We start from the raw sequence: 19,403 nt of genomic DNA, 5'->3' as shown, positions 1-19,403 counted from the left end.
CGGCAGCACCGGCAACGGCAGCGGCGGCGCGGCCGGCGACGGCGCCGACGAGCCCGGCAGCGGCACCAGCGGCGTGCTCGCGTTCCGCAGGTTCTCCAACAGAATGGACAGGTCCAGGTCGAACTTCACGTCCACGTTGACGTAGTCGCCCTTGACCGCGTTGAGGAAGTAGTCGGTGAACGGGTAGGTCACCAGGAACTGCAGCGAGTTCGGCAGGTCGGCGCCCGCGTCGGCCAGCTTGTTCAGGATCGGGCGCAGCAGCTGGAGGTCCGCGACGATGTCGTCCCGGCTGCGGTTCACCGTGTCGACCGCGACCGTCGACAGTCGCTCGAGCGCGCCCAGCATCGTGACCAGCGAGTTGCGCTGCTCGTTCACCACCTTCAGGCCGGGCCCGAGCTCATCGAGCGCGAGCGCGATGTCGTCGGTCTGTTTCGCCAGGTTCGACGACAGCCGGTCGAGCGCGTCGATGGCCCGGACGATGTTGCCCTTCTCCGCGTCGAGCGTGCCGACCACTGTGTCGATATTGGACAGTGCGGCCCGGATCTCCGGCTCGTTGCCGGACAGCGCGGCGTTCACCTCGGTCACGATCGTCCGCAGCTGGCCGACCCCGCCGCCGTTGAGCAGCAGCGACAGCGCGCCCAGCACCTCCTCGATCTCCGGGTTGCGGCCCGTCCGCGCGAGCGGGATGACCGCGCCGTCCCGCAGCTCGCCGGCAGGAGCCTTACCAGAGGACAGCTCGACGAACTTCTCGCCCAGCAGCGAGGACTGCCGCAGCTCCGCCCCCGCGTTCGCCGGCAGTCGCACGTCGCCGTTGACCAGCATCGTGACCACGGCCGTCCGGTTGTCCCGGGCCAGCTCGATCCGCTCGACCCGGCCCACGGCGACGTCGTTGACCTTTACACCCGCCTGCGGCACCAGGTCCAGCACGTCGCCGAAGTGCGCCACCACCCGGTACGGGTGCTCGCCGAGGTCCGCACCGCCGGGCAGCGGCAGCTGGTACACCCCGGAGAAGCCGCCCGAACCGCAGCCGGTCAGCAGCAAGATCGACAGCAGGACGCCGAGCCTTCTCATCGCGCACCGCCGCGGAACGGGCCGGCCAGGCCGACCAACGGAACCGGCAGCGGCGGCAGCTTGCCCTGCTGCAGCGCGGCCAGCGCCTCCGCGGCCGACGGCAGGTTCAGCGTCCCGTCGAGGTACGGGGCGAGCTGCTTGCACAGATCGGTCAGCGTCTTCGGCAGCTGCTTGGGCGTGCCGGCCTCGATCGTGCGGCACAGCATCAGCACCGGCGGGTAGGTCAGCTCGTTGAGGTTGCCGCGGATCGCGAACGACGCGGACGCGGCGTCGTAGGTGGACAGGAAGTTCGACATCGCGAGCGGCGCCACATCAAGGATCTCCGCCACCGCCGCCCGCTGGTCGACCAGCGCCTGCGTGACGCCGGTCAGGTTGTCCACATTGGAGCTGATCTTGTCCTTGTGCTGCCCGATGAACCCCTTGACCCGGCCGAGCGAGGTGCCGAGCGACGACAGCGCGGTGCCCAGCTCGTCGCGGTCGTCGGCCAGGTAGCCGGCTACGCCGGCCAGCCGGTCGTTGAACGCCCGGACCTGCGCGTCGCTGTCGGCGAGCGCCTTCGTGAACCGGGACAGGTTGTCGACCGTGGCGAACAGGTCGCCCCGCGAGTCGGCGAGCGCGGCCGTCGCGTCGGACAGCGAGCGGATCGTCTCGCCGAACAGCTCGCCGTTGCCGGACAGGTTCGCCGCCGCCGTGTCGAGCACGTCCGACAGGGCGCCGTCGGCGTTCGCGCCGTTCGGGCCCAGCGCGGTCGCGAGCTCGTTCACGCTCCGCGTGAGGTCGTCGATCTCGACCGGGGTGTCCGTGCGCGCCAAGGGAATCGTCGTCCCGTCGCGCATCAGCGGACCGCCGTCGTAGGCCGGGGTGAGCTGCACGTACCGGTCGCTGACCAGCGACGGCGCGACCACGACCGCGCTCGCGTCCGCCGGGATCTCGATGCCCTCGTCGACGGTCATGGCCACCCGCACCCGGTCGCCGCGCGGCTCGACCTCGGTGATGCGGCCGACGCCGATCCCGAGCACCTTCACCTCGGAGCCCGGGTACACGCCGACGGCCCGGTCGAAGTGCGCGGTGAGGCGCGTGCCGGGGCTGGTGGTGCCGACCCACCACAGCGCGCCGGCGACGAGCAGGCCCAGCACGCAGGCGAGGGTCGCGAACGTCGCGGCGTCGCGGCCGGCCTTCGTCCGGTACGTCACCGGCCACCCCCCTGGTAGGCGAGGGGAGTCGAGCAGCCCTCCGGGTTGATGTCGAGCACGCCCACCTTGGTCGGCGGTGGCAGCAGCCCGCAGATGTAGCCCTCGAACCAGCGGCCGTTGCCGATCACGTTGTTGAACATCCGCACGTACGGCGCGAGGGACTGCAGGCTCGCACCGAGGTTGTCCTGGTTGCGCCGCAGGATCGTGGTGACGCGGTCGAGGTCGTCCAGCGCCGGCTTCAGCTGCCGCTGGTTGTCCTCGACCAGCCCGGACAGCTCACCGGCGAGCGCGGTGGTGCCGGACAGCAGCGTGGACACCGCCTCGCGGCGCGCGCTCAGCTCGCCGAGCAGCAGGCTCGCGTCGGCGAACAGCTTCTGCAGCTGCGTGTCCCGATCGGCCACCGTCTTCGACACGTCCGCGGCGTTGGACAGCAGGGTCTTGAGCTGCTCGTCGCGTGTGGACAGTGTCTGCGACAGCCGGGTCAGGCCGGTGAGGGTGGTGCGCAGGTGCTTCGGGCTGTTCGCGAACGTGTCGGAGATGACCGCGAAGCTCTCGGCCAGCTGGTCGGTGTCGATCTCGGTGACCGTGTCGGAGAGCTTGCCGATCGCCGGCACGATGTCGAACGGGGTGCGGGTGCGGTCGAGCGGGATCGTCTCGTTGGGACGCTGCGGCGAGCGGCCGGCCGAGGTCAGCGCGAGGTACTTGTCGCCGAGCAGCGTCTTGATCTCGATGGACACCGTGCTCTGGTCGCCAAGACTGACCTCGTCCACCCGGAAGTCGACGACGACCTTGTTGCGCGCCAGCTCCACGCCGCGCACGTCACCGACCTTCACACCGGCCAGCCGAACCTCGTTGCCCGGCCGCAGCCCGGCCGACTCGCTGAACTCCGCGGTGTAGGTGGTGCCGCCGCCGCCGATGATCGGCAGGTCGTCGGCGTTGAACGCGACCAGCAGCGCCAGCGCGATCAGCACCAGCGTCACCGCGCCGACGCTGGCCTGGTCCCGCTCGCGCAGTGTCTTCTTGAGATGGGGCTTCACGGCCCGCACCTGTCCACCATCGGCGTGCCGGCCAGCGGCAGCGCGGGGATGTCCACGACGATCCCGAGGTCGGACACGCCGATCCGGCCGGACGCGCTGCACAGGTAGTAGTTGAACCAGCCGCCGTAGCTGGACACCCGGTTGATCGTGCGGATCTTGTGCGGCAGCCCGGCGAGGAACTTGTCGACCGTGTCGCCGTGGTCGGCCAGGGTCGAGGAGAGCCGGCCGAGCGCGGCGATGTCGCCCTTGAGCGCCGGCCGCACCTCGCCGAGCAGGCCGGCGGTGGTCTCGGTCAGCTCGCCCAGCGCGCCGATCGCGTCGCCGATCGGCTCGCGCTGCTCGGCGAGGCCGGTGGCCAGCAGCTGCAGCTGGTCGATCAGCCCGGACACCTCGGCGGTGCGGTCGTTCACCGTGGTCAGCACGGTGTTCAGGTTGTCGATCACCTGGCCGATCACCTGGTCCTTGCCGGCGATGGCGTTCGACAGCGACGCGGTGTGCGCGAGGACGCTGTCGATCGTGCCGCCCTCGCCCTGCAGCACCTGGATCAGCTCGCCGGCGAGCTTGTTGACCTGTTTTGGGTCCAGCGCCTCGAACAGCGGCTTGAACCCGTTGAACAGCACGGTGAGGTTGAGCGCGGGTCGGGTGCGCGCGGGCGGGATCACGTCGCCGGGGCGCAGGATCGCGTTCGGGTCGCCGCCAGTTCCGTAGCCACCGCCGAGGCCGAGCGAGACGTACCGCTGGCCGATCAGGTTGCGGTACTTGATGGTCGCGGTCACCGACCGGGGCAGCCGGCGGGACTCCTCGACGTCGAAGCGGACGTCCGCGTACTTGTTGTCGTACACCGAGATCTCGCTCACCTCGCCGATGCGCACGCCCGACATGCGGATGTCGTCGCCGACGTTCAGGCCGGTGGCGTCGGTGAAGCGGGCCGCGTAGCCGGACGTCTCGCCGAGCGTGGTGTTGGCGATCGTGAGGCCCAGCAGCGCGGTCAGCGTCACGGTGACCGAGGCGAACACCAGCATCTTCAACAGCGGAGCCACGAAGTTCCTCATCGGACAGTCACCTCCGCCCCGCGGTACAGCGGGCCGACCAGCAGCGAGCTCCACGCCGGCACCTGGCTCGGCGGCACGCCCAAGCCCGGGGCGAGCAGCACGGCGAGCAGGTCCCGCTCGGCCGGCGAGTTCGGCAGCGCCGGCGCGGTGGCCTGTTGTGGGGCGGTCGGCTGGAAGTCCTCGGGTGTCTCGTTGTTCGGCGGCGGCGGCTTCGACGAACCGTCCTGGATCGGGCCGCCGGGCGGGTACTGCGGGAAGCGGGCCGGCGGGTGCGCGACCGGGTAGCAGCGCGGCCCGCGCTTGTCCTCGTAGCGCGGGGTGTCCACGCCGGGCAGGTACTTGCCGCGGCTCGACGTGATCTCGATGGTCACCCGGGTGACGTTCGGGTGCGCCGAGCCCTTGCCGAACGCGGCGTCCGCGGACGGGATCGAGTCGACCAGCTGATCGAGCAGGCAGGGGTACTCCGGCGCGTACTTCGCCAGCACGTCCAGTGTGGACCGTGAGGTGGCGGCCAGGCCGATGAGGTTGTTCTTGTTGACCGCGAGGAAGTTGCGCAGATCGACCGCCGCGGTGGTCAGCTCGGCGTACAGCGCGTCCAGTGTGGACCGCTGAGCCACGACCGTCCGCGTCGTCGTGGTGAGGTCCGACAGCGCGGTGACGAGGTCCGGGCCGGCGTCGGCGTAGAGGTCGGCCACCTCGGCGAGCCGGCGGATGTCGGCCCGGACGTCCGGCAGCGACGGCTCCAGCCGCTCCAGGTACGCGCCGAGGTCGACGAGCGTGTCGCCGAACTGCTCGCCGCGGCCGGCGAGCGCGGTGGACATCGCGTTCAGCGTGCTCGCGAGCTTCTCCGGCTGCACCGCCTGCAGCACCGGCATCAGGTTGTCCAGCACCTGCTCGATCTCGACCGCGGTCGAGGTGCGGTCCTGCCCGATCACCGCGTCCGCCGCGATCGGCCCGGCCGGGCGCTTCGGGGCCTGCAGCGCCACGTAGCGCTCGCCGAACAGGGTCTTCGGCAGCAGCCGGGCGGACACGTTCGCCGGCACGCGCTCGACATGGTCCGGGTCGAGCGCGAGGTCCAGCACCGCCGCATCGCCCTCGGGCCGCACACCGCGGACCTCGCCCACGATCAGCCCGCGCAGCTTCACGTCCGCGCCCACGCGCAGCTGGTTGCCGACGTGGTCGGTCTCCAGCCGCACCGGCACGACGTCGACGAACGTCTTGCGGTAGAAGGCGACCGACAGCGCCACCAGCAACGCGGCGATCACGAGGAACACCAGCCCGTAGAGCTGGTACCGCAGCCGCGCGCTCATCCGGCGATCCGCACGGTCGTAGTGGCGCCCCAGATCGCCAGGCTGAGGAAGAAGTCCAGCAGCATCTGCAGCACGATCGCGGCCCGCACCGCGCGACCGACGGCCACGCCGACGCCGGCCGGTCCGCCGGTCGCGGTGTAGCCGTAGTAGCAGTGCACCATGATCACGACGATGCTGAACACGATCACCTTGAGGAACGACCACAGCACGTCCTCCGGTGGGAGGAACAGGTGGAAGTAGTGGTCGTAGGTGCCGGCCGACTGGCCGTAGAACCAGACCGTGATCTGCCGCGAGGCCGCGTACGAACACAGCAGCCCGACCAGGTACAGCGGGATCACCGCGGCCACGGCGGCCAGCACCCGGGTGGTCACCAGGTACGGCAGGCTGGGCACGGCCATCACCTCGAGCGCGTCGATCTCCTCGGAGATCCGCATGGCGCCCAGCTGCGCGGTGAACCCACAGCCGACGGTGGCCGAAAGCGCGAGGCCGGCGGCGAGCGGCGCCACCTCGCGGGTGTCGAAGTACGCGGCGATGAACCCGGTCAGCGCCGACGTGCCGAGCTGGTTGAGCGCGGAGTAGCCCTGCAGCCCGACGATCAGGCCGGTGAACACGGTCATCCCGATCATCACGCCGAGCGTGCCGCCGATGACCGCGAGCGCGCCGGAGCCGAAGAACACGTCGGACAGCAGCCGCAGTGTCTCCTTGGGATAGTGCACGAGCGTGCGCGGTATCGACGCGACCACGCGGACGTAGAACGCCAGCTGCTCGCCGAGCGTGGCGAGCGTGTTGCCCGGCTTGGCGGCCACCGCGCTCGCCCGCGCGGCGGCCGTGCCGCGCGGTGGGACGTCGGTGTCCGTAGTAGTCACTACATGCCCTTCGGCGGGACGATCTGCAGGTAGATCCCGGTGATGACCACGTTGATGAGGAACAGCAACAGGAAGGTGATCACCACGGTCTGGTTGACCGCGTCGCCGACGCCCTTCGGCCCGCGACCGGGGTTCAGCCCGCGATACGCGGCGACGATGCCCGCGACGAACCCGTAGATCACCGCCTTGATCTCGCTCACCCACAGGTCCGGCAGCTGCGCCAGCGCGTTGAACGAGGCCAGGTAGGCACCCGGGGTGCCGCCCTGCAGCACGACGTTGAAGTAGTAGCCGCCAGCCACGCCGACCACGCTGACCAGCCCGTTCAGCAGCACGGCCACCACGATCACGGCGAGCACCCGCGGCACGATGAGCCGTTGCACCGGGGACACGCCGAGCACCTCGAGCGCGTCGATCTCCTCGCGGATCGTCCGCGAGCCGATGTCCGCGCACATCGCCGACCCGCCGGCGCCGGCGACCAGCAGCGCGGTGATCAGCGGGCTGGCCTGTTGGACGATCGCCAGCGCGCTTGCCGCGCCGGTGAACGACTGCGCGCCGATCTGCTGGGTCAGCGAGCCGAGCTGCAGCGCGATGACCGCGCCGAACGGGATGGACACGAGCGCGGTCGGCAGGATCGTCACGCTCGCGAAGAACCAGCACTGCTGGACCAGCTCGCGCCACTGGAACGGCCGGCGCGGGGTGTAGCGCAGCACGTCCCAGCCGAGTGTGGCCATCCGACCGACCTGGGCGAGCCCGCGCACGGGCGCCGATCCAGCACCGGTGCTCACGACATTCCCTCGCAGGCTCGGTAATGCCGCTCGCGGTCGCCCTGTGTCACGATTCGCTCGCAAGCTCGCTCATGAAGCATCACCCGACGTCTCTCGCCCTGCGTACACAACGACCCAAGCCCGGCACGGTTACCCGAAGCTCGACAGCGAGTGCGCCGCCGTCACGCCGCCGTCCGCGACGAACTCCGAGCCCGTGCAGTAGGAGCTCTCGTCGCTCGCCAGGAACACCACCAGCTCGGCGATCTCCGCCGCCCGGCCGACCCGGCGCATCGGCACCCGCTTGGCCACGTACGACAGGTCCACCGGCTGCCCGCCGAGCGCGGTGGGCAGCAGCCCGGTGTCGACCACGCCCGGATGCACCGAGTTGACCCGCACGTTCCTTCCCGCCAGCTCCAGTGCGGCGACCTTCGTCATCCCGCGGATCGCGAACTTGCTCGCCGTGTACGCGGTCAGCAGCGGCGCCGCGGCCAGTCCCTCCACCGAGGACACGTTGATGATCGACCCGCCGCCCGCCTCGACCATCCCGGGCACGACCGCGCGCATGCCGAGGAACGTGCCGATCTGGTTGATTCGGATGACGCGCTCGTAGTCGGCGAGCTTCGTCTCGTGCAGCGGGGCGAAGTGCAGCACGCCCGCGTTGTTCACCAGCACGGTGACCGGGCCGTGGGCGGCCATCGCCGCGGCCCAGTCGTCCTCTTCGGACACGTCGAGGTGGACGTACCGCGCGTCCAGCTCGTCGGCCAGGGCCTTGCCCGCGTCGTCGTCGACGTCGGCGAGCACGACCCGCGCGTCCTCGGCGACGAACCGCCGAGCGGCGGCCGCGCCCTGTCCGTTGGCGGCCCCGGTGATCAGTGCCACCTTCCCCGACAACCTGCCCATCACATCATCTCGTCGGTGAGCGGCATCAGGACCGTCTTCAGCTCGGTGTACGCCTCGAACGCGCTCTGCCCGCCCTCGCGGCCCAGCCCCGACTGCTTGAACCCGCCGAAGGGCAAGTGTGGCTCGATCTGGAACCCGTTGATCCCGACCGTGCCCGCGCGCAGCCGACGGGCCAGCCGGAACGCTCGCCGACCGTCCGCTGTGTACAGTCCGGCGCCGAGACCGTAGTCGGTGTCGTTGGCCAGCCGGACGGCCTCGTCCTCCTCGGTGAACGGCACCACGGCGAGCACCGGACCGAAGATCTCCTCGCGGGCGATCTCCATGCCGTTGTCGACGTCGGCGAAGATCGTCGGCCGGACGAAGTTGCCGGCCGCCAGGTCGCCGCCGGCCCGCTCGCCGCCGCAGACCAGCCGCGCGCCGGCCTCCTGGCCGCGCTCGATGAATCCGAGCACCCGGTCCAGCTGCCGGGTGTTGATCAGCGGACTGGACATCGTCGCCGGCTCGAACGGGTCGCCGTAGCTGACCGCGCCGGCCATCATCTCGGCGGCGGCGAGGAACTGGTCGTAGACGTCCTGGTGCACGAGCGCGCGGGTGTGCGCCACGCAGGCCTGGCCGGACAGTCCCATGGTGACGGTGCCCATCGTCGTCATCGCGGCCATGCCGACGTCCGGCGCGTCCGGGAACACCAGCGTCGGACTCTTCCCGCCCAGCTCCAGCGACACCCGCTTGAGCGTGCCCGCCGACGCCTCGACGATCCGCTTGCCGACCGCGCGGCTGCCGGTGAAGCTGACCTTGTCGACCAGCGGGTGGGTGATCAGCGCCTCGCCGGTCGGCGAGCCCGGCCCGGTCACCACGTTGACCACGCCGTCCGGCAGCCCGGCCTCAGTGAGCAGCTCGACCATCCGCAGCACGGTGAACGACGCGAACTCCGACGGCTTGAGCACGACCGTGCAACCGGCCGCGAGGGCCGGCGCGAGCTTCTGCGCGAAGAGCAGTAACGGCGCGTTCCACGGCAGGATCGCCGCCACCACGCCGATCGGCTCGCGGAACGTCATCGCCAGGTGGTCGCCGCCCTGGTAAGGCGGCAGCGTCTGGCCGCCGACCTTGTCCACCCAGCCGGCGTGGTGGTCGAACACGTCGGCCGCGGCCTCGACGCCGGTGGCGTAGATGTTCGCGCTGAACGACAGTGGCACGCCGTTGTCCAGCGCCTGGCGGCCGCGCAGCTCCTCGGCGTGCTCTCGCAGCAGGTTCGCGTACCGGTGCAGCAGTTGGATGCGGGTGGTGGCACGGGAGTTCGGCCAGCTTCCTTCGTCGAAGGCGCGCCGGGCGGCCCGAACCGCGTCGTCCACATCGGACTCGGTGGCGACCGGGAACTCGCCGATCGACTCGCCGGTGGCCGGGTGCCGGTGGGTCCACGTGGCGCCGTCCGCGGCGGCGCGCCACTTGCCGTCGACGAGCAGCTGCCCGTTGGTCAGGCCAACCTCGTCGCGATGTGCGAGCAGACTCAGCGTCATCGTTCCTCCTTGCGCGACATCACGTATCCGCCGACCACGTCGTCCAGCTCCTGAAGTGTCCACGAAGGACGGTCGAACCGCCGCTCGACCGTGGGCGGCGCGAGCAGCGCGACCATTCCGCCGTGGACCACGAACACCTGACCGTTGACCCCGGCCGCGGCCGGGGCGGCGAGGTAGGTGACCAGCGGGGTGACGTGCTCGGGCGACAGCGGGTCCGCACCGGCCGGCGCCTCGCCGAACACGTCGGCGGTCATCGCGGTGCGGGCGCGTGGGCAGATCGCGTTGGCCCGCACGCCGTAGCGCTCGAGGCCACGGGCCGTGGACAGAGTGAGCGCCACGATGCCGGCCTTCGCCGCGGCGTAGTTCGGCTGCCCCGGCGGGCCGAGCAGGAACGCCTCCGAAGACGTGTTCACCACCCGCCCGTACGTCGTGCCGGCTCCGTCGTCCCCGCCGGCCTTCGCCAGCGCCCGCCAGTACGCGGCCGCGTCCCGGGAGAGCAGGAAGTGGCCGCGCAGGTGTACCCGCACGACCGTGTCCCACTCCTCGTCGGACATCGAGAACAGCATCCGGTCGCGCAGCACGCCCGCGTTGTTCACCACCACGTGCAGCCCGCCGAGCCGCTCGGCCGCCGCCACCAGCTCGCGCGCGGTGGCGGACTCGCTCACGTCGCCCTCGACGAGCACCGCCTTGCCGCCGAGTCCCACGATCTCGTCGACCGTGTCCCCGCCCGCGCCGGCGGGCATGTCGTTGACCACCACGTCCGCGCCGGCCCGGGCCAGCGCGAGCGCCTCCGCACGGCCGAGCCCGGCACCGGCGCCGGTGACGATCGCGACCTTGCCGTCGAGGCGGAGCGGGTCCATGCGCCTCAGCCGAACGTGACGATCTGCCGGATGAGGCTGCCGCCGCCGCGCAGCGCCTGCAGCCCGTCGTTGATCTCGTCCAGCGTGATCCGCCGGCTGATCATGCCGTCGAGGTCGAGCCGGCCGGCCCGCCACAGCGACAGCAGCCGTGGGTAGTCCCGCTGCACGTCCGCGCCGCCGTAGAAGGAGCCGAGCAGCCGCTTGTCGTGCAGGAACAGCTCCTGCGCGGAGAACTGCACCATCGCGTCGCCCCGGCCCGCCCCGACCACCACGACCGTGCCGCCGCGCCGGGCGTTGTCCCACGCGGAGCGGATCGTGCCGGGCAGACCGACCACGTCGAACGCGTAGTCCCAGCCCTGGCTCTCGGTGAGCGCCCCGTGCGTCTCCGCCAGCTGGTCGGGCGTGATCGCGTGCGTGGCACCGAAGTGCTTGGCCGTCTCGTGCTTGTCCACGACCGGGTCGACCGCGACGATCTGGGCCGCGCCGGCCAGCCGGGCGCCCTGGATCGCCGAGATGCCCACGCCGCCGCAGCCGATGATCAGCACCGTCGAGCCGGGCGCGACGCGAGCGGTGTTGACCACCGCGCCGACCCCGGTCATCACCCCGCAGGCGACGAGCGCGCCGACCTCGAACGGCACGTCCGCGTCGATCTTCACCGCACCGTCGGCCGGCACGACGAGCTCCTCGGCGAACGTCCCGGTGCCCGCGTAGCCGAAGACGGGGGTGTCGCCGATGAGGAAGCGCGGGTTCATGAACGCCGCGATCGTGTGGATCGCGCACAGGTGCGGCCGGCCGCCGCGGCAGTTCACGCAGGTCCCGCACGGCGGCACGAACGTCAACGCCACGTGGTCGCCGACGGCCAGCGTGTCGACCCGCTCGCCGACCTCGAGGACCTCGCCGGCGCCCTCGTGGCCGATGATCCCCGGCGCGAGCGCGGGCAGCGTGCCGTCCATCGCGGACAGGTCGCTGTGGCACACGCCGGTGGCCCGGACGCGGATGCGGACCTCCTTGGGCCCGACGTCGGTGGTGCGTACGTCGTCGCGCAGTTCGAGCTTCGTGTCCCCGACCTGGTTCAGTACGGCGGCCCTCATCCGCAGACCTCCTCGTTTTCCGGGGACTCTAGTACATTCTTAGAACGTGTTCTAGTCACCAGGAGGGTGGATGCGCATCGCCTACACGCCCGAGCAGGAGCGGCTGCGGCTGGAGCTGCGGAGGTACTTCGCCGACCTGATGACCCCAGACCGGCGCGAGGCGCTGACGGCCGGTGGCGACTACGGCTCGGGCGAGGTCTACAAGGAGGTCGTGCGCCAGATGGGCACGGACGGCTGGCTCGCGCTCGGCTGGCCGCGCGAGTACGGCGGGCGGGCCGGGTCGATGCTCGACCAGTTGATCTTCACCGACGAGGCGTCCGTCGCCGGCGCCCCGGTGCCGTTCCTGACGATCAACACGGTCGGCCCGACGATCATGAAGTTCGGCACGGAAAACCAGAAGCGGTTCTACCTGCCGCGGATCGCCGCCGGCGAGCTCCACTTCTCGATCGGCTACTCCGAGCCGGAGGCCGGCACCGACCTCGCGTCGCTGCGCACCCGGGCCGTCCGCGACGGAGACGACTATGTGATCAACGGCCAGAAGATGTGGACCAGCCTGATCTCCTACGCCGACTACGTGTGGCTCGCGTGCCGCACCGACCCCGACGCGCGCAAGCACAAGGGCCTGTCGATCATCGTCGTGCCGACCGACGCGCCGGGCTTCTCCTGGACGCCCGTGCACACCATGTCCGGCCCGACGACGAGCGCGACCTACTACTCCGACGTGCGGGTGCCCGTGGCGAACCTCGTCGGCGAGGAGAACCAGGGCTGGCCGCTGATCACCAACCAGCTCAACCACGAGCGGGTCGCGCTGACCTCCGCCGCGCCGATCCGCCAGGCGCTCGCCGAGGTGCGCGAGTGGGCGCAGGCGACCAAGCTGCCGGACGGCCGGCGGGTGATCGACCAGGAGTGGGTGCAGGTGCACCTCGCCCGGGTGCACGCCAAGGTCGAGTTCCTCAAGCTGGTCAACTGGAAGATCGCCTGGGGGGTCGAGCGCGGGCTGAGCCCGGCGGACGCGTCGGCGACGAAGGTGTTCGGCACCGAGTTCGCCACCGAGGCGTACCGGCTGCTGATGGAGGTACTCGGGCCGCAGGCCTACGTGCGGGCCGGCTCGCCCGGGGCGCTGCTGCGCGGGCGGGTGGAGCGGATGCACCGCGCGGCGCTGATCCTCACCTTCGGCGGCGGCACCAACGAGGTGCAGCGAGACATCGTGGCGGCGGTCGGCCTCGGCCTGCCCGTCGCGAAGCGCTCATGAGCGAGAGGAAGACGGCGAGTAGCGGCGGAGCGAAGCGAATCATGTAACAGTTAAGGGGCTGCCATGGACTTCTCGCACGACGAGGCCGACCGCGAGCTCGCGGCGCTGGCTCGGACGATCCTGACCGACCACACGTCGCCGGCGCGGCTGGCCGAGGTGGCGGCCGGCGGCGACCGGTTCGACCGTCCACTGTGGAGTGAGCTGGCCAAGGCAGGCGTGCTGTCGGCCGCGCTCCCGGAGCCGGTCGGGGGCGGCGGGCTCGGCCTGCTGGCCCAGTGCGGCGTGCTGGTAGAGGTCGGCGCCACGGTCGCGCCGGTGCCGTACCTGCCGTCGATCGTGGCCGGCGCGGCGGCGATCGCCGAGTTCGGCACGGGCGAGCAGCGCGCGGCGTGGGCCGTGCCGGCGGCCGCGGGCGAGCTGGTGCTGACCGCCGCCCTCGCCGAGGAGGTCGGCGATGACCCGGCGTCACCGGTCACAGTGGCCGAACGTAACGGTGCACGTGCATCTGCGCTTGAATCGGCAAGGTGGCGGCTGCACGGCACGAAGGTCGCGGTGCCGGCCGGGCCGGTCGCGGACCTTTTTCTCGTCCCAGCGGACACGGCCGACGGCACCACTGTGTTCCTTGTCACCCCGAGGGATTTCGGGGTCTCGGTGCGCCGGCAGGAGGTCGTCGACGGCGACGCCGAGGCGGTGCTCGAGCTGGACCACGTCGAGCTCGGCGCGGACCGCGTACTGGGTGAGCCGGGCGCCGGCAGGCACGTCGTCGAGTGGCTCGCGGCGCGCCTGACGGTCGGGCTCTGTGCCCACCAGCTGGGCGTTGTCCAGGCAGCCCTGCGAATGACCGCCGAATATGCAACTCGCAGAGTGCAATTCGATCGTCCAATCGCGACCTTTCAGGCGGTGGGACAACGCCTCGCGGACTGCTACGTCGATGTCGAGGCGATCCGGTTGACCTTGTGGCAGGCGGCCTGGCGACTTTCTGAAAACCTCGCCTCCAGCACGGAGATCGCCACCGCCAAGTACTGGGCGGCCGATGGCGGACACCGCGTCGCACACGCCGCGGTCCACGTTCATGGCGGTTTGGGTATTGACGCGGACTACCCACTGCATCGATATTTTGTGGCCGCGAAACGAAATGAGTTCAGCCTCGGCGGTGCCACGACTCACCTGCGTCGCATCGGCGCCGCCCTGGCCGCGGAACCCGCGTAGGACACAGTCGGTTACGGAGGTTCGCATGACCGCGCCAGGGGAGCAGCTCCCCACAGTGACCGAGCTGCTGCTGGCGCGGGTCGACGACACCAACACCGGGCTGGTCTTCGAGGACGCCCGGTGGAGCTGGGCCGAGCACGTCCAGGAGTGCGCCGACCGGGCCGCGCTGCTGCGCTCGCTGCGCCGCCCCGGCCCGTTCCACGTCGGCGTGCTGCTCGACAACGTGCCGGAGTTCTCGTTCCTGCTCGGCGGTGCCGCGCTCGCCGGCGCGGTGCTCGTCGCGCTGAACACCGGTCGCCGCGGCGAGGCGCTGGTGCGCGACATCGAGCTCGCCGACTGCCAGGTGGTGCTGACCGACAGCCGGTACGTGGAGTTGTTGCAGGGCTTGGACATCGACGCGCGGATCCTCGACGTCGACTCCGCAGCCTGGCACGTGATCGCCTTCCGTCACCAGCAGAGCCCGCTCGAGCCGGTACCGGTCTCGCCGCACGACCTGCTCATGCTGATCTTCACCTCCGGCACCAGCGGCGCGCCCAAGGCGGTGCGGTGCACGCACAGCAAGATCGCGCAGCCCGGCCGGATGCTCGCCGAGCGCTTCGGGCTCGGGCCGGCCGACACCGCGTACGTGGCGATGCCGATGTTCCACTCGAACGCGATCATGGCCGGCTGGGCGGTCGGTCTCGCCGCGGGTGCCCGGCTCGCGCTGCGCCGCCGGTTCTCCGCGTCCGGCTTCCTCGACGACGTACGGAAGTTCGACGCCACCTACGCCGACTACGTCGGCAAGCCGCTGTCCTACATCCTGAGCACGCTGCGGCACGACGACGACGCGGACAACCCGCTGCGGATCATGTTCGGCAACGAGGCCGCCGCGCCGGACGTGGCCGCCTTCGCGGAGCGCTTCGGCTGCGAGGTGATCGACGCGTACGGCTCGACCGAGGGCGGCATCAACCTCGAACGCCCGGCCGGCACGCCCGAGGGCTCACTCGGCAAGGTCGGCGACGACGTGGCGGTGCTCGACGCCGACAGCGGCAAGCCGTGCCCGCCGGCGCGCTTCGACGACGGCGGCCGGCTGCTCAACCCGGACGAGGCGATCGGCGAGCTGGTCCGGACCAGTGGCCCGGGCCTGTTCGCGGGCTACTACAACGATCCGGCGGCCGACGCGGACCGGATGCGCGAGGGCATGTTCTGGAGCGGCGACCTCGCCTACCGCGACGAGGACGGCTTCTGCTTCTTCGTCGGCCGCACGTGCGAGTGGCTGCGGGTGAACGGCGAGAACCTCGGCGCGGCGCCGATCGAGCGGATCCTGCTGCGCCACCCGGACATCGCCGAGGTGGCCGTGTACGCGGTGCCCGACCCGAACGTCGGCGACCAGGTGATGGCCGCGCTCGTGCTCCGCGGCGAGGCGAGCTTCGACCCCGACGAGTTCGCGAAGTTCCTCCTCGCCCAGCCCGACATCGCTGCCCTGCAGGTGCCGCGGTTCGTCCGGCTGACCTCGCGGCTGCCGCGCACCTCGACGTACAAGGTCCTGAAGCGGTCGCTGACCGCGCAGCGCTGGCGCACACCGGATCCGGTCTGGTGGCGGGAGGGTCCGCAGACCGTGTACGAGCCGTTGACCCCATCAAGCGACCCGATTCGGCTCGACTGGGGAGCCCGGTCCGTGCGACGCTGACCCGCATGCCCGACAATCCGGAGACGGCCGGTTCATCCGATGCCGAGTCCCCCGAGTCCGAGTCGACCGATGATGTGAAAGCGCGGTTCCGGGAGGCGCTGGAGCGCAAACAGGCCAAGAACCGCGTGGGCGAGGAGCACGCCGACGCCCGGTCCAAGGCCCACGACGCGCACGGCCCCGCCGCAAACAAACGAACCTTCCGCCGCAAGAGCGGATAGGCAGTACCGCCTCCCCGGAATTCAAAGTGTTGGTTGCGTCCTGAGGAACAGTGCGGTCACGCGGTTGATCGTGGTTGCGTACCGTCACGTTCCCCTGAGGTTCCGTTTGCCTGCACAAGAACTCACAAACCCTCTCGCATGGTGAACAACAGGTAGGCGGCGAGTGTCGAGTCATCGGTGATCACGCCCTCGCGGATCATCCGCTCGACCTCGCCGCGCGGGAACCACTGCGCACGCATGTCCTGCTCGGTGTCCTCCCGGTTCGGCTCGCCCGGCGTCAGGTCGGTAGCGAGGAACACGTGGTACCCCTGGCCGGTGAACCCCTGCGCGCAGTTGAGGTAGCCGAGCCGCTCCAGCCGAGCGGCCGTGAAACCGGTCTCCTCGGCCAGCTCGGTCGCCGCCAGCTCCTCGGGAGTGCCGGTGACGCCCTGGGGGAACGAGCCCTGCGGGAACTCCCACCGCCGGCCGCCCAGCGTGTAGCGGTACTGCTCGACCAGGTGGAAGCCGTCGTCCTGCACGGGGATGACCACGGCGAAGTCCGGCTTGTCCACGACTCCGTAGAGCCCGCGCGACCCGTCGCCGTACTCGATCTCGTCCTCGCGCAGCGTCATCCACGGGTTCTCGTACACGACCCGGGTCGACAGCGTCCTGATGCTCACGGGCCGAGTCTGGCCCGTGCCTCCTCGAGCTCGGCCAACAGCCCCGCCATCACCTCGGCGACCGGGCGGACGTCGTTCATCCGGCCGACGATCTGGCCGACCGGCATCGCCACCACGTCCGGGTCGCCGGCCCGCATCAGCCGCCGGTGCGCCTCGCCGACCAGCAGGTTCTGCAGCGGCATCGGCAGCGGGTCGGGCGCGTCCGCCGCGGCCCACGCCTCGGTCCAGCGGTTGCGTAGCAGCCGGGCGGGCTTGCCGGTGTAGATCCGCGACCGCACCGTGTCGCTGGAGCCGGCCTTCAGCAGCGCGCGCTGCAGCGTGGTCGGCCCGTTGTCCAGGTCTTCGTTCGGCTCGCCACCCATCCGGTACTCGGCCGTGGTCAGCCAGTACGAGCCCAGCCACGCGCCCGAGGCGCCGAGCGCGAGCGCCGCGAGCACCTGCCGGCCACTGCCGATCCCGCCGGCCGCGAGCACCGGCACCCGGTCCCCGACCGCGTCGACCACCTCGGGGACGAGCACCATCGACGCGATCTCGCCGGTGTGCCCGCCCGCCTCGTAGCCCTGCGCCACCACGAGGTCGACGCCGTTGTCGACGTGCCGGGCCGCGTGCTCGGCCTTCCCGGCGAGCGCCGCCACCGGCACGCCGTGCTCGTGCGCCCGCTCGATGACGTCCACCGGCGGCGAGCCCAGCGCGTTCGCGATCAGCGCGATCCGGTGCGACAGCGCGACGTCCACATGCGACCGGGCGACCGAGTGCAGCCAGCCGAGCACGCCGGCATCGGTCTCCGGGTCGCCGGACAGCGGTGGGACGCCGAGCCCGAGCAGCGTGCGCTCGACGAAGTCCTTGTGCCCCTGGGGGATCATCGCGGACAGGTCGGTCGACGTGCCCTCGGTGGGGATCTTCGCCGGCATCACGATGTCGACGCCGTACGGCTTCCCGTCGGTGTTCGCGTCCATCCAGGACAGTGCGGTGTCGAGGTCGGCCGGGTCGTTGAACCGCACGCAGCCGAGCACGCCGAGCCCGCCCGCGCGGCTGATCGCGGCCGCCACGTGCTCGGACGGGGTGAAGCCGAAGATCGGGTGCTCGATGCCGAACGTGTCACAAACCGGCGTTCGCATGTGCTCCTCCCACCGCCGCCTGCCAGGACGGCGGATGCTCCGCGGTGTACGCCTTGGCCCACCGGTAGTCGGCCTTCGCGCTCGGCAGGCGGCCGACCTCGTCGACCAGCCAGATGCTGCGTGGCGTCTTGTAGCCGGCGACCCGCGCACGAATGTGGCCGTCCAGTGCGTCGAAGTCGATCGTCCTGTCTGGACGGAGCTGGACGAGCGCGGCGACCCGCTGGCCGAGCCGTTCGTCGGCGACGCCGACGACCAGCGCGTCGAAGACGTCCGGATGCGACTTGAGCGCCTCCTCGACCTCCTCGGGGAACACCTTCTCGCCGCCGGTGTTGATGCTCATGTTTCCGCGGCCCAGCAGGGTGATCGTGCCGTCGTCCTCGAGCCGGGCGTAGTCGCCGGGCACCACGTAGCGCGCCCCGTCGACCTCCACGAAGATCGACGCGGTCTTCTCCGGGTCCTTGTAGTAGCCGAGCGGCACGTGGCCACCCCGCGCGATCCGCCCGGTCTGCCCGCGCGCGACCGGCTTGTCGTCCTCGTCGATGACGATCGTGTTCGGCCCGCTGTTCACCCGCGGCCCGCCGGGCGACTGCGGGGTGCCCTTCACGATGATGCCGATCCCGGTGAACCCCGACTCCGAGGCGCCGATCGCGTCGGTGAGTACCGCGTTGGGCAGCATCTCGAGGCACTGCTCCTTGACCGTCGCGGAGAACAGCGCGGCGTGGCTGGAGAAGGCGACCACCGACGACGCGTCGTAGTTGCCTTCTCCGAAGGCCTCGATGAGCGGGCGAGCCATCGCGTCGCCCACGATCGTGACCACGTTGACCCGATGCCGCTCGATGGCCCGCCACACGTCGTGCGGCTCGAACTTGGGCAGCAGCACCACCTTGTCGCCGGCGAACAGCGCGGGCAGTGCGGCCCACTGCGCCGCGCCGTGGATCAGCGGCGCGCACGCGAGCCGGGTCATGCCAGGGGACTCCTGGCCCTTCTGCGACTGTGCCCACTCGTCGGGCAGCGGCTGGCCGGTGTAGAAGTCGATGCCGCCGCCGAGCACCCGCCACACGTCCTCGTGGCGCCACATCACGCCCTTGGGCTGGCCGGTGGTGCCGCCGGTGAACAGGATGTAGAGGTCGTCCGGGCTCCGCTCCGCGAAGTCGCGTTCCGTCGGCTGGCCCGCGAGCGCCTCCTCGTACCGGGTGCTCGTGGTCTCCGTGTCCGTGCCGTCCTCGACCACGAGGCGGTGGCGGAGCTTCGGCGTGTCCGGGAGGACGGCGTCGACCCGTGGGCTGAACTGGCGCTCGTGCACGAGCGCGACCAGGTCGGCGTTGTCGAACAGGTATCGCAACTCGTTCTCGACGTACCGGTAGTTCACGTTGACGAACACCGCGCGCAGCTTGTACGCGGCCAGGATGGTCTCGATGCACTCGATAGAGTTCCGCGAGTAGAGCCCGATGTGATCGCCTCGGCCGATGCCCTGTCCGGCCAGGTGGTGGGCGAGTTGGTTGGCCCTTCCCTCCAGTTCGGCGAACGTCAGCGCGCGGTCTCCGCAGACGATCGCGGTCCTGTCGGCGAAGGCGTCGACGGCATGCTCGAAGAGGTCCGCGATATTGATGGCCACAGGGA

General features: G+C 70.9%; 18 protein-coding genes. 4 read left to right on the top strand and 14 right to left on the bottom strand.

Annotated elements, in window-relative coordinates; translation table 11 throughout:
* The 11 genes from ACRDSK_RS08785 to ACRDSK_RS08735 form a co-directional block, all read right to left on the bottom strand.
* On the bottom strand, window positions 1-1,071 hold a 1,071-nt coding region (locus tag ACRDSK_RS08785; RefSeq protein ID WP_431439484.1), incomplete at its 3' end, for an MCE family protein.
* Window positions 1,068-2,264 (bottom strand): MCE family protein, encoded by a 1,197-nt coding sequence (locus ACRDSK_RS08780; protein ID WP_431439483.1) that lies wholly within the window; start codon window positions 2,262-2,264, stop codon window positions 1,068-1,070. The genes ACRDSK_RS08785 and ACRDSK_RS08780, both read right to left, overlap by 4 nt.
* A complete protein-coding gene (locus ACRDSK_RS08775; protein WP_431439482.1) occupies window positions 2,261-3,310 on the bottom strand; it encodes an MCE family protein in 1,050 nt (349 codons plus the stop codon). Before ACRDSK_RS08775 ends, ACRDSK_RS08780 begins: the two co-directional genes overlap by 4 nt.
* Window positions 3,298-4,353, bottom strand: coding sequence for an MCE family protein (locus tag ACRDSK_RS08770; protein ID WP_431439481.1), 1,056 nt, complete (start codon window positions 4,351-4,353; stop codon window positions 3,298-3,300). Before ACRDSK_RS08770 ends, ACRDSK_RS08775 begins: the two co-directional genes overlap by 13 nt.
* The gene (locus tag ACRDSK_RS08765; RefSeq protein ID WP_431439480.1) at window positions 4,350-5,663 is read right to left on the bottom strand and encodes an MCE family protein; all 1,314 of its coding nucleotides are present in this window, start codon (window positions 5,661-5,663) and stop codon (window positions 4,350-4,352) included. Before ACRDSK_RS08765 ends, ACRDSK_RS08770 begins: the two co-directional genes overlap by 4 nt.
* Complete coding sequence (locus ACRDSK_RS08760) at window positions 5,660-6,469, bottom strand: MlaE family ABC transporter permease (RefSeq protein ID WP_431439486.1); 810 nt, start codon at window positions 6,467-6,469, stop codon at window positions 5,660-5,662. Before ACRDSK_RS08760 ends, ACRDSK_RS08765 begins: the two co-directional genes overlap by 4 nt.
* Before the next feature lie 59 nt (window positions 6,470-6,528).
* Window positions 6,529-7,260, bottom strand: coding sequence for an MlaE family ABC transporter permease (locus ACRDSK_RS08755; protein WP_431439485.1), 732 nt, complete (start codon window positions 7,258-7,260; stop codon window positions 6,529-6,531).
* Window positions 7,261-7,443: 183 nt separating this feature from the next.
* The gene (locus ACRDSK_RS08750; protein WP_431439479.1) at window positions 7,444-8,193 is read right to left on the bottom strand and encodes a glucose 1-dehydrogenase; all 750 of its coding nucleotides are present in this window, start codon (window positions 8,191-8,193) and stop codon (window positions 7,444-7,446) included.
* On the bottom strand, window positions 8,193-9,707 hold the full coding sequence (locus ACRDSK_RS08745) for an aldehyde dehydrogenase family protein (RefSeq protein WP_431439478.1): 1,515 nt from the start codon (window positions 9,705-9,707) through the stop codon (window positions 8,193-8,195). The genes ACRDSK_RS08750 and ACRDSK_RS08745 overlap by 1 nt, the downstream gene beginning before the upstream one ends.
* Complete coding sequence (locus ACRDSK_RS08740) at window positions 9,704-10,567, bottom strand: 3-oxoacyl-ACP reductase (RefSeq protein ID WP_431439477.1); 864 nt, start codon at window positions 10,565-10,567, stop codon at window positions 9,704-9,706. Before ACRDSK_RS08740 ends, ACRDSK_RS08745 begins: the two co-directional genes overlap by 4 nt.
* Before the next feature lie 5 nt (window positions 10,568-10,572).
* Window positions 10,573-11,658, bottom strand: coding sequence for a Zn-dependent alcohol dehydrogenase (locus ACRDSK_RS08735; RefSeq protein ID WP_431439476.1), 1,086 nt, complete (start codon window positions 11,656-11,658; stop codon window positions 10,573-10,575).
* A gap of 70 nt (window positions 11,659-11,728) precedes the next feature.
* Here ACRDSK_RS08735 and ACRDSK_RS08730 point away from each other — a divergent pair, with 70 nt between their 5' ends.
* The 4 genes from ACRDSK_RS08730 (at window position 11,729) to ACRDSK_RS08715 (ending at window position 16,006) form a co-directional block, all read left to right on the top strand.
* On the top strand, window positions 11,729-12,910 hold the full coding sequence (locus ACRDSK_RS08730; RefSeq protein ID WP_431439475.1) for an acyl-CoA dehydrogenase family protein: 1,182 nt from the start codon (window positions 11,729-11,731) through the stop codon (window positions 12,908-12,910).
* Between the two features lie 63 nt (window positions 12,911-12,973).
* Window positions 12,974-14,119, top strand: a complete 1,146-nt coding sequence (locus tag ACRDSK_RS08725) for an acyl-CoA dehydrogenase family protein (protein ID WP_431439474.1) — start codon at window positions 12,974-12,976, stop codon at window positions 14,117-14,119.
* 25 nt (window positions 14,120-14,144) lie between these two features.
* A complete protein-coding gene (locus tag ACRDSK_RS08720) occupies window positions 14,145-15,788 on the top strand; it encodes a long-chain-fatty-acid--CoA ligase (protein WP_431439473.1) in 1,644 nt (547 codons plus the stop codon).
* A 5-nt stretch (window positions 15,789-15,793) separates the two neighbouring features.
* On the top strand, window positions 15,794-16,006 hold the full coding sequence (locus ACRDSK_RS08715) for a DUF5302 domain-containing protein (RefSeq protein WP_431439472.1): 213 nt from the start codon (window positions 15,794-15,796) through the stop codon (window positions 16,004-16,006).
* 122 nt (window positions 16,007-16,128) lie between these two features.
* On the opposite strand, the gene ACRDSK_RS08710 is transcribed toward ACRDSK_RS08715, so the two are convergent.
* The 3 genes from ACRDSK_RS08710 to ACRDSK_RS08700 are packed head-to-tail and all read right to left on the bottom strand — an operon-like array spanning window position 16,129 to window position 19,398.
* The gene (locus ACRDSK_RS08710; protein ID WP_431439471.1) at window positions 16,129-16,665 is read right to left on the bottom strand and encodes an NUDIX domain-containing protein; all 537 of its coding nucleotides are present in this window, start codon (window positions 16,663-16,665) and stop codon (window positions 16,129-16,131) included.
* On the bottom strand, window positions 16,662-17,783 hold the full coding sequence (locus ACRDSK_RS08705) for an NAD(P)H-dependent flavin oxidoreductase (protein WP_431439469.1): 1,122 nt from the start codon (window positions 17,781-17,783) through the stop codon (window positions 16,662-16,664). The genes ACRDSK_RS08710 and ACRDSK_RS08705 overlap by 4 nt, the downstream gene beginning before the upstream one ends.
* Window positions 17,764-19,398, bottom strand: a complete 1,635-nt coding sequence (locus ACRDSK_RS08700; RefSeq protein ID WP_431439468.1) for an acyl-CoA synthetase — start codon at window positions 19,396-19,398, stop codon at window positions 17,764-17,766. Before ACRDSK_RS08700 ends, ACRDSK_RS08705 begins: the two co-directional genes overlap by 20 nt.
* Window positions 19,399-19,403 lie beyond the last annotated feature (5 nt).

Origin of the sequence: Actinophytocola sp. (assembly GCF_050699915.1) — a bacterium.
Classification (GTDB): Bacteria; Actinomycetota; Actinomycetes; order Mycobacteriales; family Pseudonocardiaceae; genus Actinophytocola.
The sequence above is the reverse complement of the archived record's forward strand: the minus strand, read 5'-3'. Positions and strand labels throughout refer to the sequence as shown.

What these genes read in the sequence shown, in the direction of transcription:
- ACRDSK_RS08770 (WP_431439481.1), bottom strand. Translation starts at nt 4,353, where the DNA reads ATGAGGAACTTCGTGGCTCCGCTGTTGAAGATGCTGGTGTTCGCCTCG.
- ACRDSK_RS08765 (WP_431439480.1), bottom strand. Translation starts at nt 5,663, where the DNA reads ATGAGCGCGCGGCTGCGGTACCAGCTCTACGGGCTGGTGTTCCTCGTG.
- ACRDSK_RS08755 (WP_431439485.1), bottom strand. Translation starts at nt 7,260, where the DNA reads ATGGCCACACTCGGCTGGGACGTGCTGCGCTACACCCCGCGCCGGCCG.
- ACRDSK_RS08750 (WP_431439479.1), bottom strand. Translation starts at nt 8,193, where the DNA reads ATGGGCAGGTTGTCGGGGAAGGTGGCACTGATCACCGGGGCCGCCAAC.
- ACRDSK_RS08745 (WP_431439478.1), bottom strand. Translation starts at nt 9,707, where the DNA reads ATGACGCTGAGTCTGCTCGCACATCGCGACGAGGTTGGCCTGACCAAC.
- ACRDSK_RS08740 (WP_431439477.1), bottom strand. Translation starts at nt 10,567, where the DNA reads ATGGACCCGCTCCGCCTCGACGGCAAGGTCGCGATCGTCACCGGCGCC.
- ACRDSK_RS08735 (WP_431439476.1), bottom strand. Translation starts at nt 11,658, where the DNA reads ATGAGGGCCGCCGTACTGAACCAGGTCGGGGACACGAAGCTCGAACTG.
- ACRDSK_RS08730 (WP_431439475.1), top strand. Translation starts at nt 11,729, where the DNA reads ATGCGCATCGCCTACACGCCCGAGCAGGAGCGGCTGCGGCTGGAGCTG.
- ACRDSK_RS08725 (WP_431439474.1), top strand. Translation starts at nt 12,974, where the DNA reads ATGGACTTCTCGCACGACGAGGCCGACCGCGAGCTCGCGGCGCTGGCT.
- ACRDSK_RS08720 (WP_431439473.1), top strand. Translation starts at nt 14,145, where the DNA reads ATGACCGCGCCAGGGGAGCAGCTCCCCACAGTGACCGAGCTGCTGCTG.
- ACRDSK_RS08715 (WP_431439472.1), top strand. Translation starts at nt 15,794, where the DNA reads ATGCCCGACAATCCGGAGACGGCCGGTTCATCCGATGCCGAGTCCCCC.
- ACRDSK_RS08705 (WP_431439469.1), bottom strand. Translation starts at nt 17,783, where the DNA reads ATGCGAACGCCGGTTTGTGACACGTTCGGCATCGAGCACCCGATCTTC.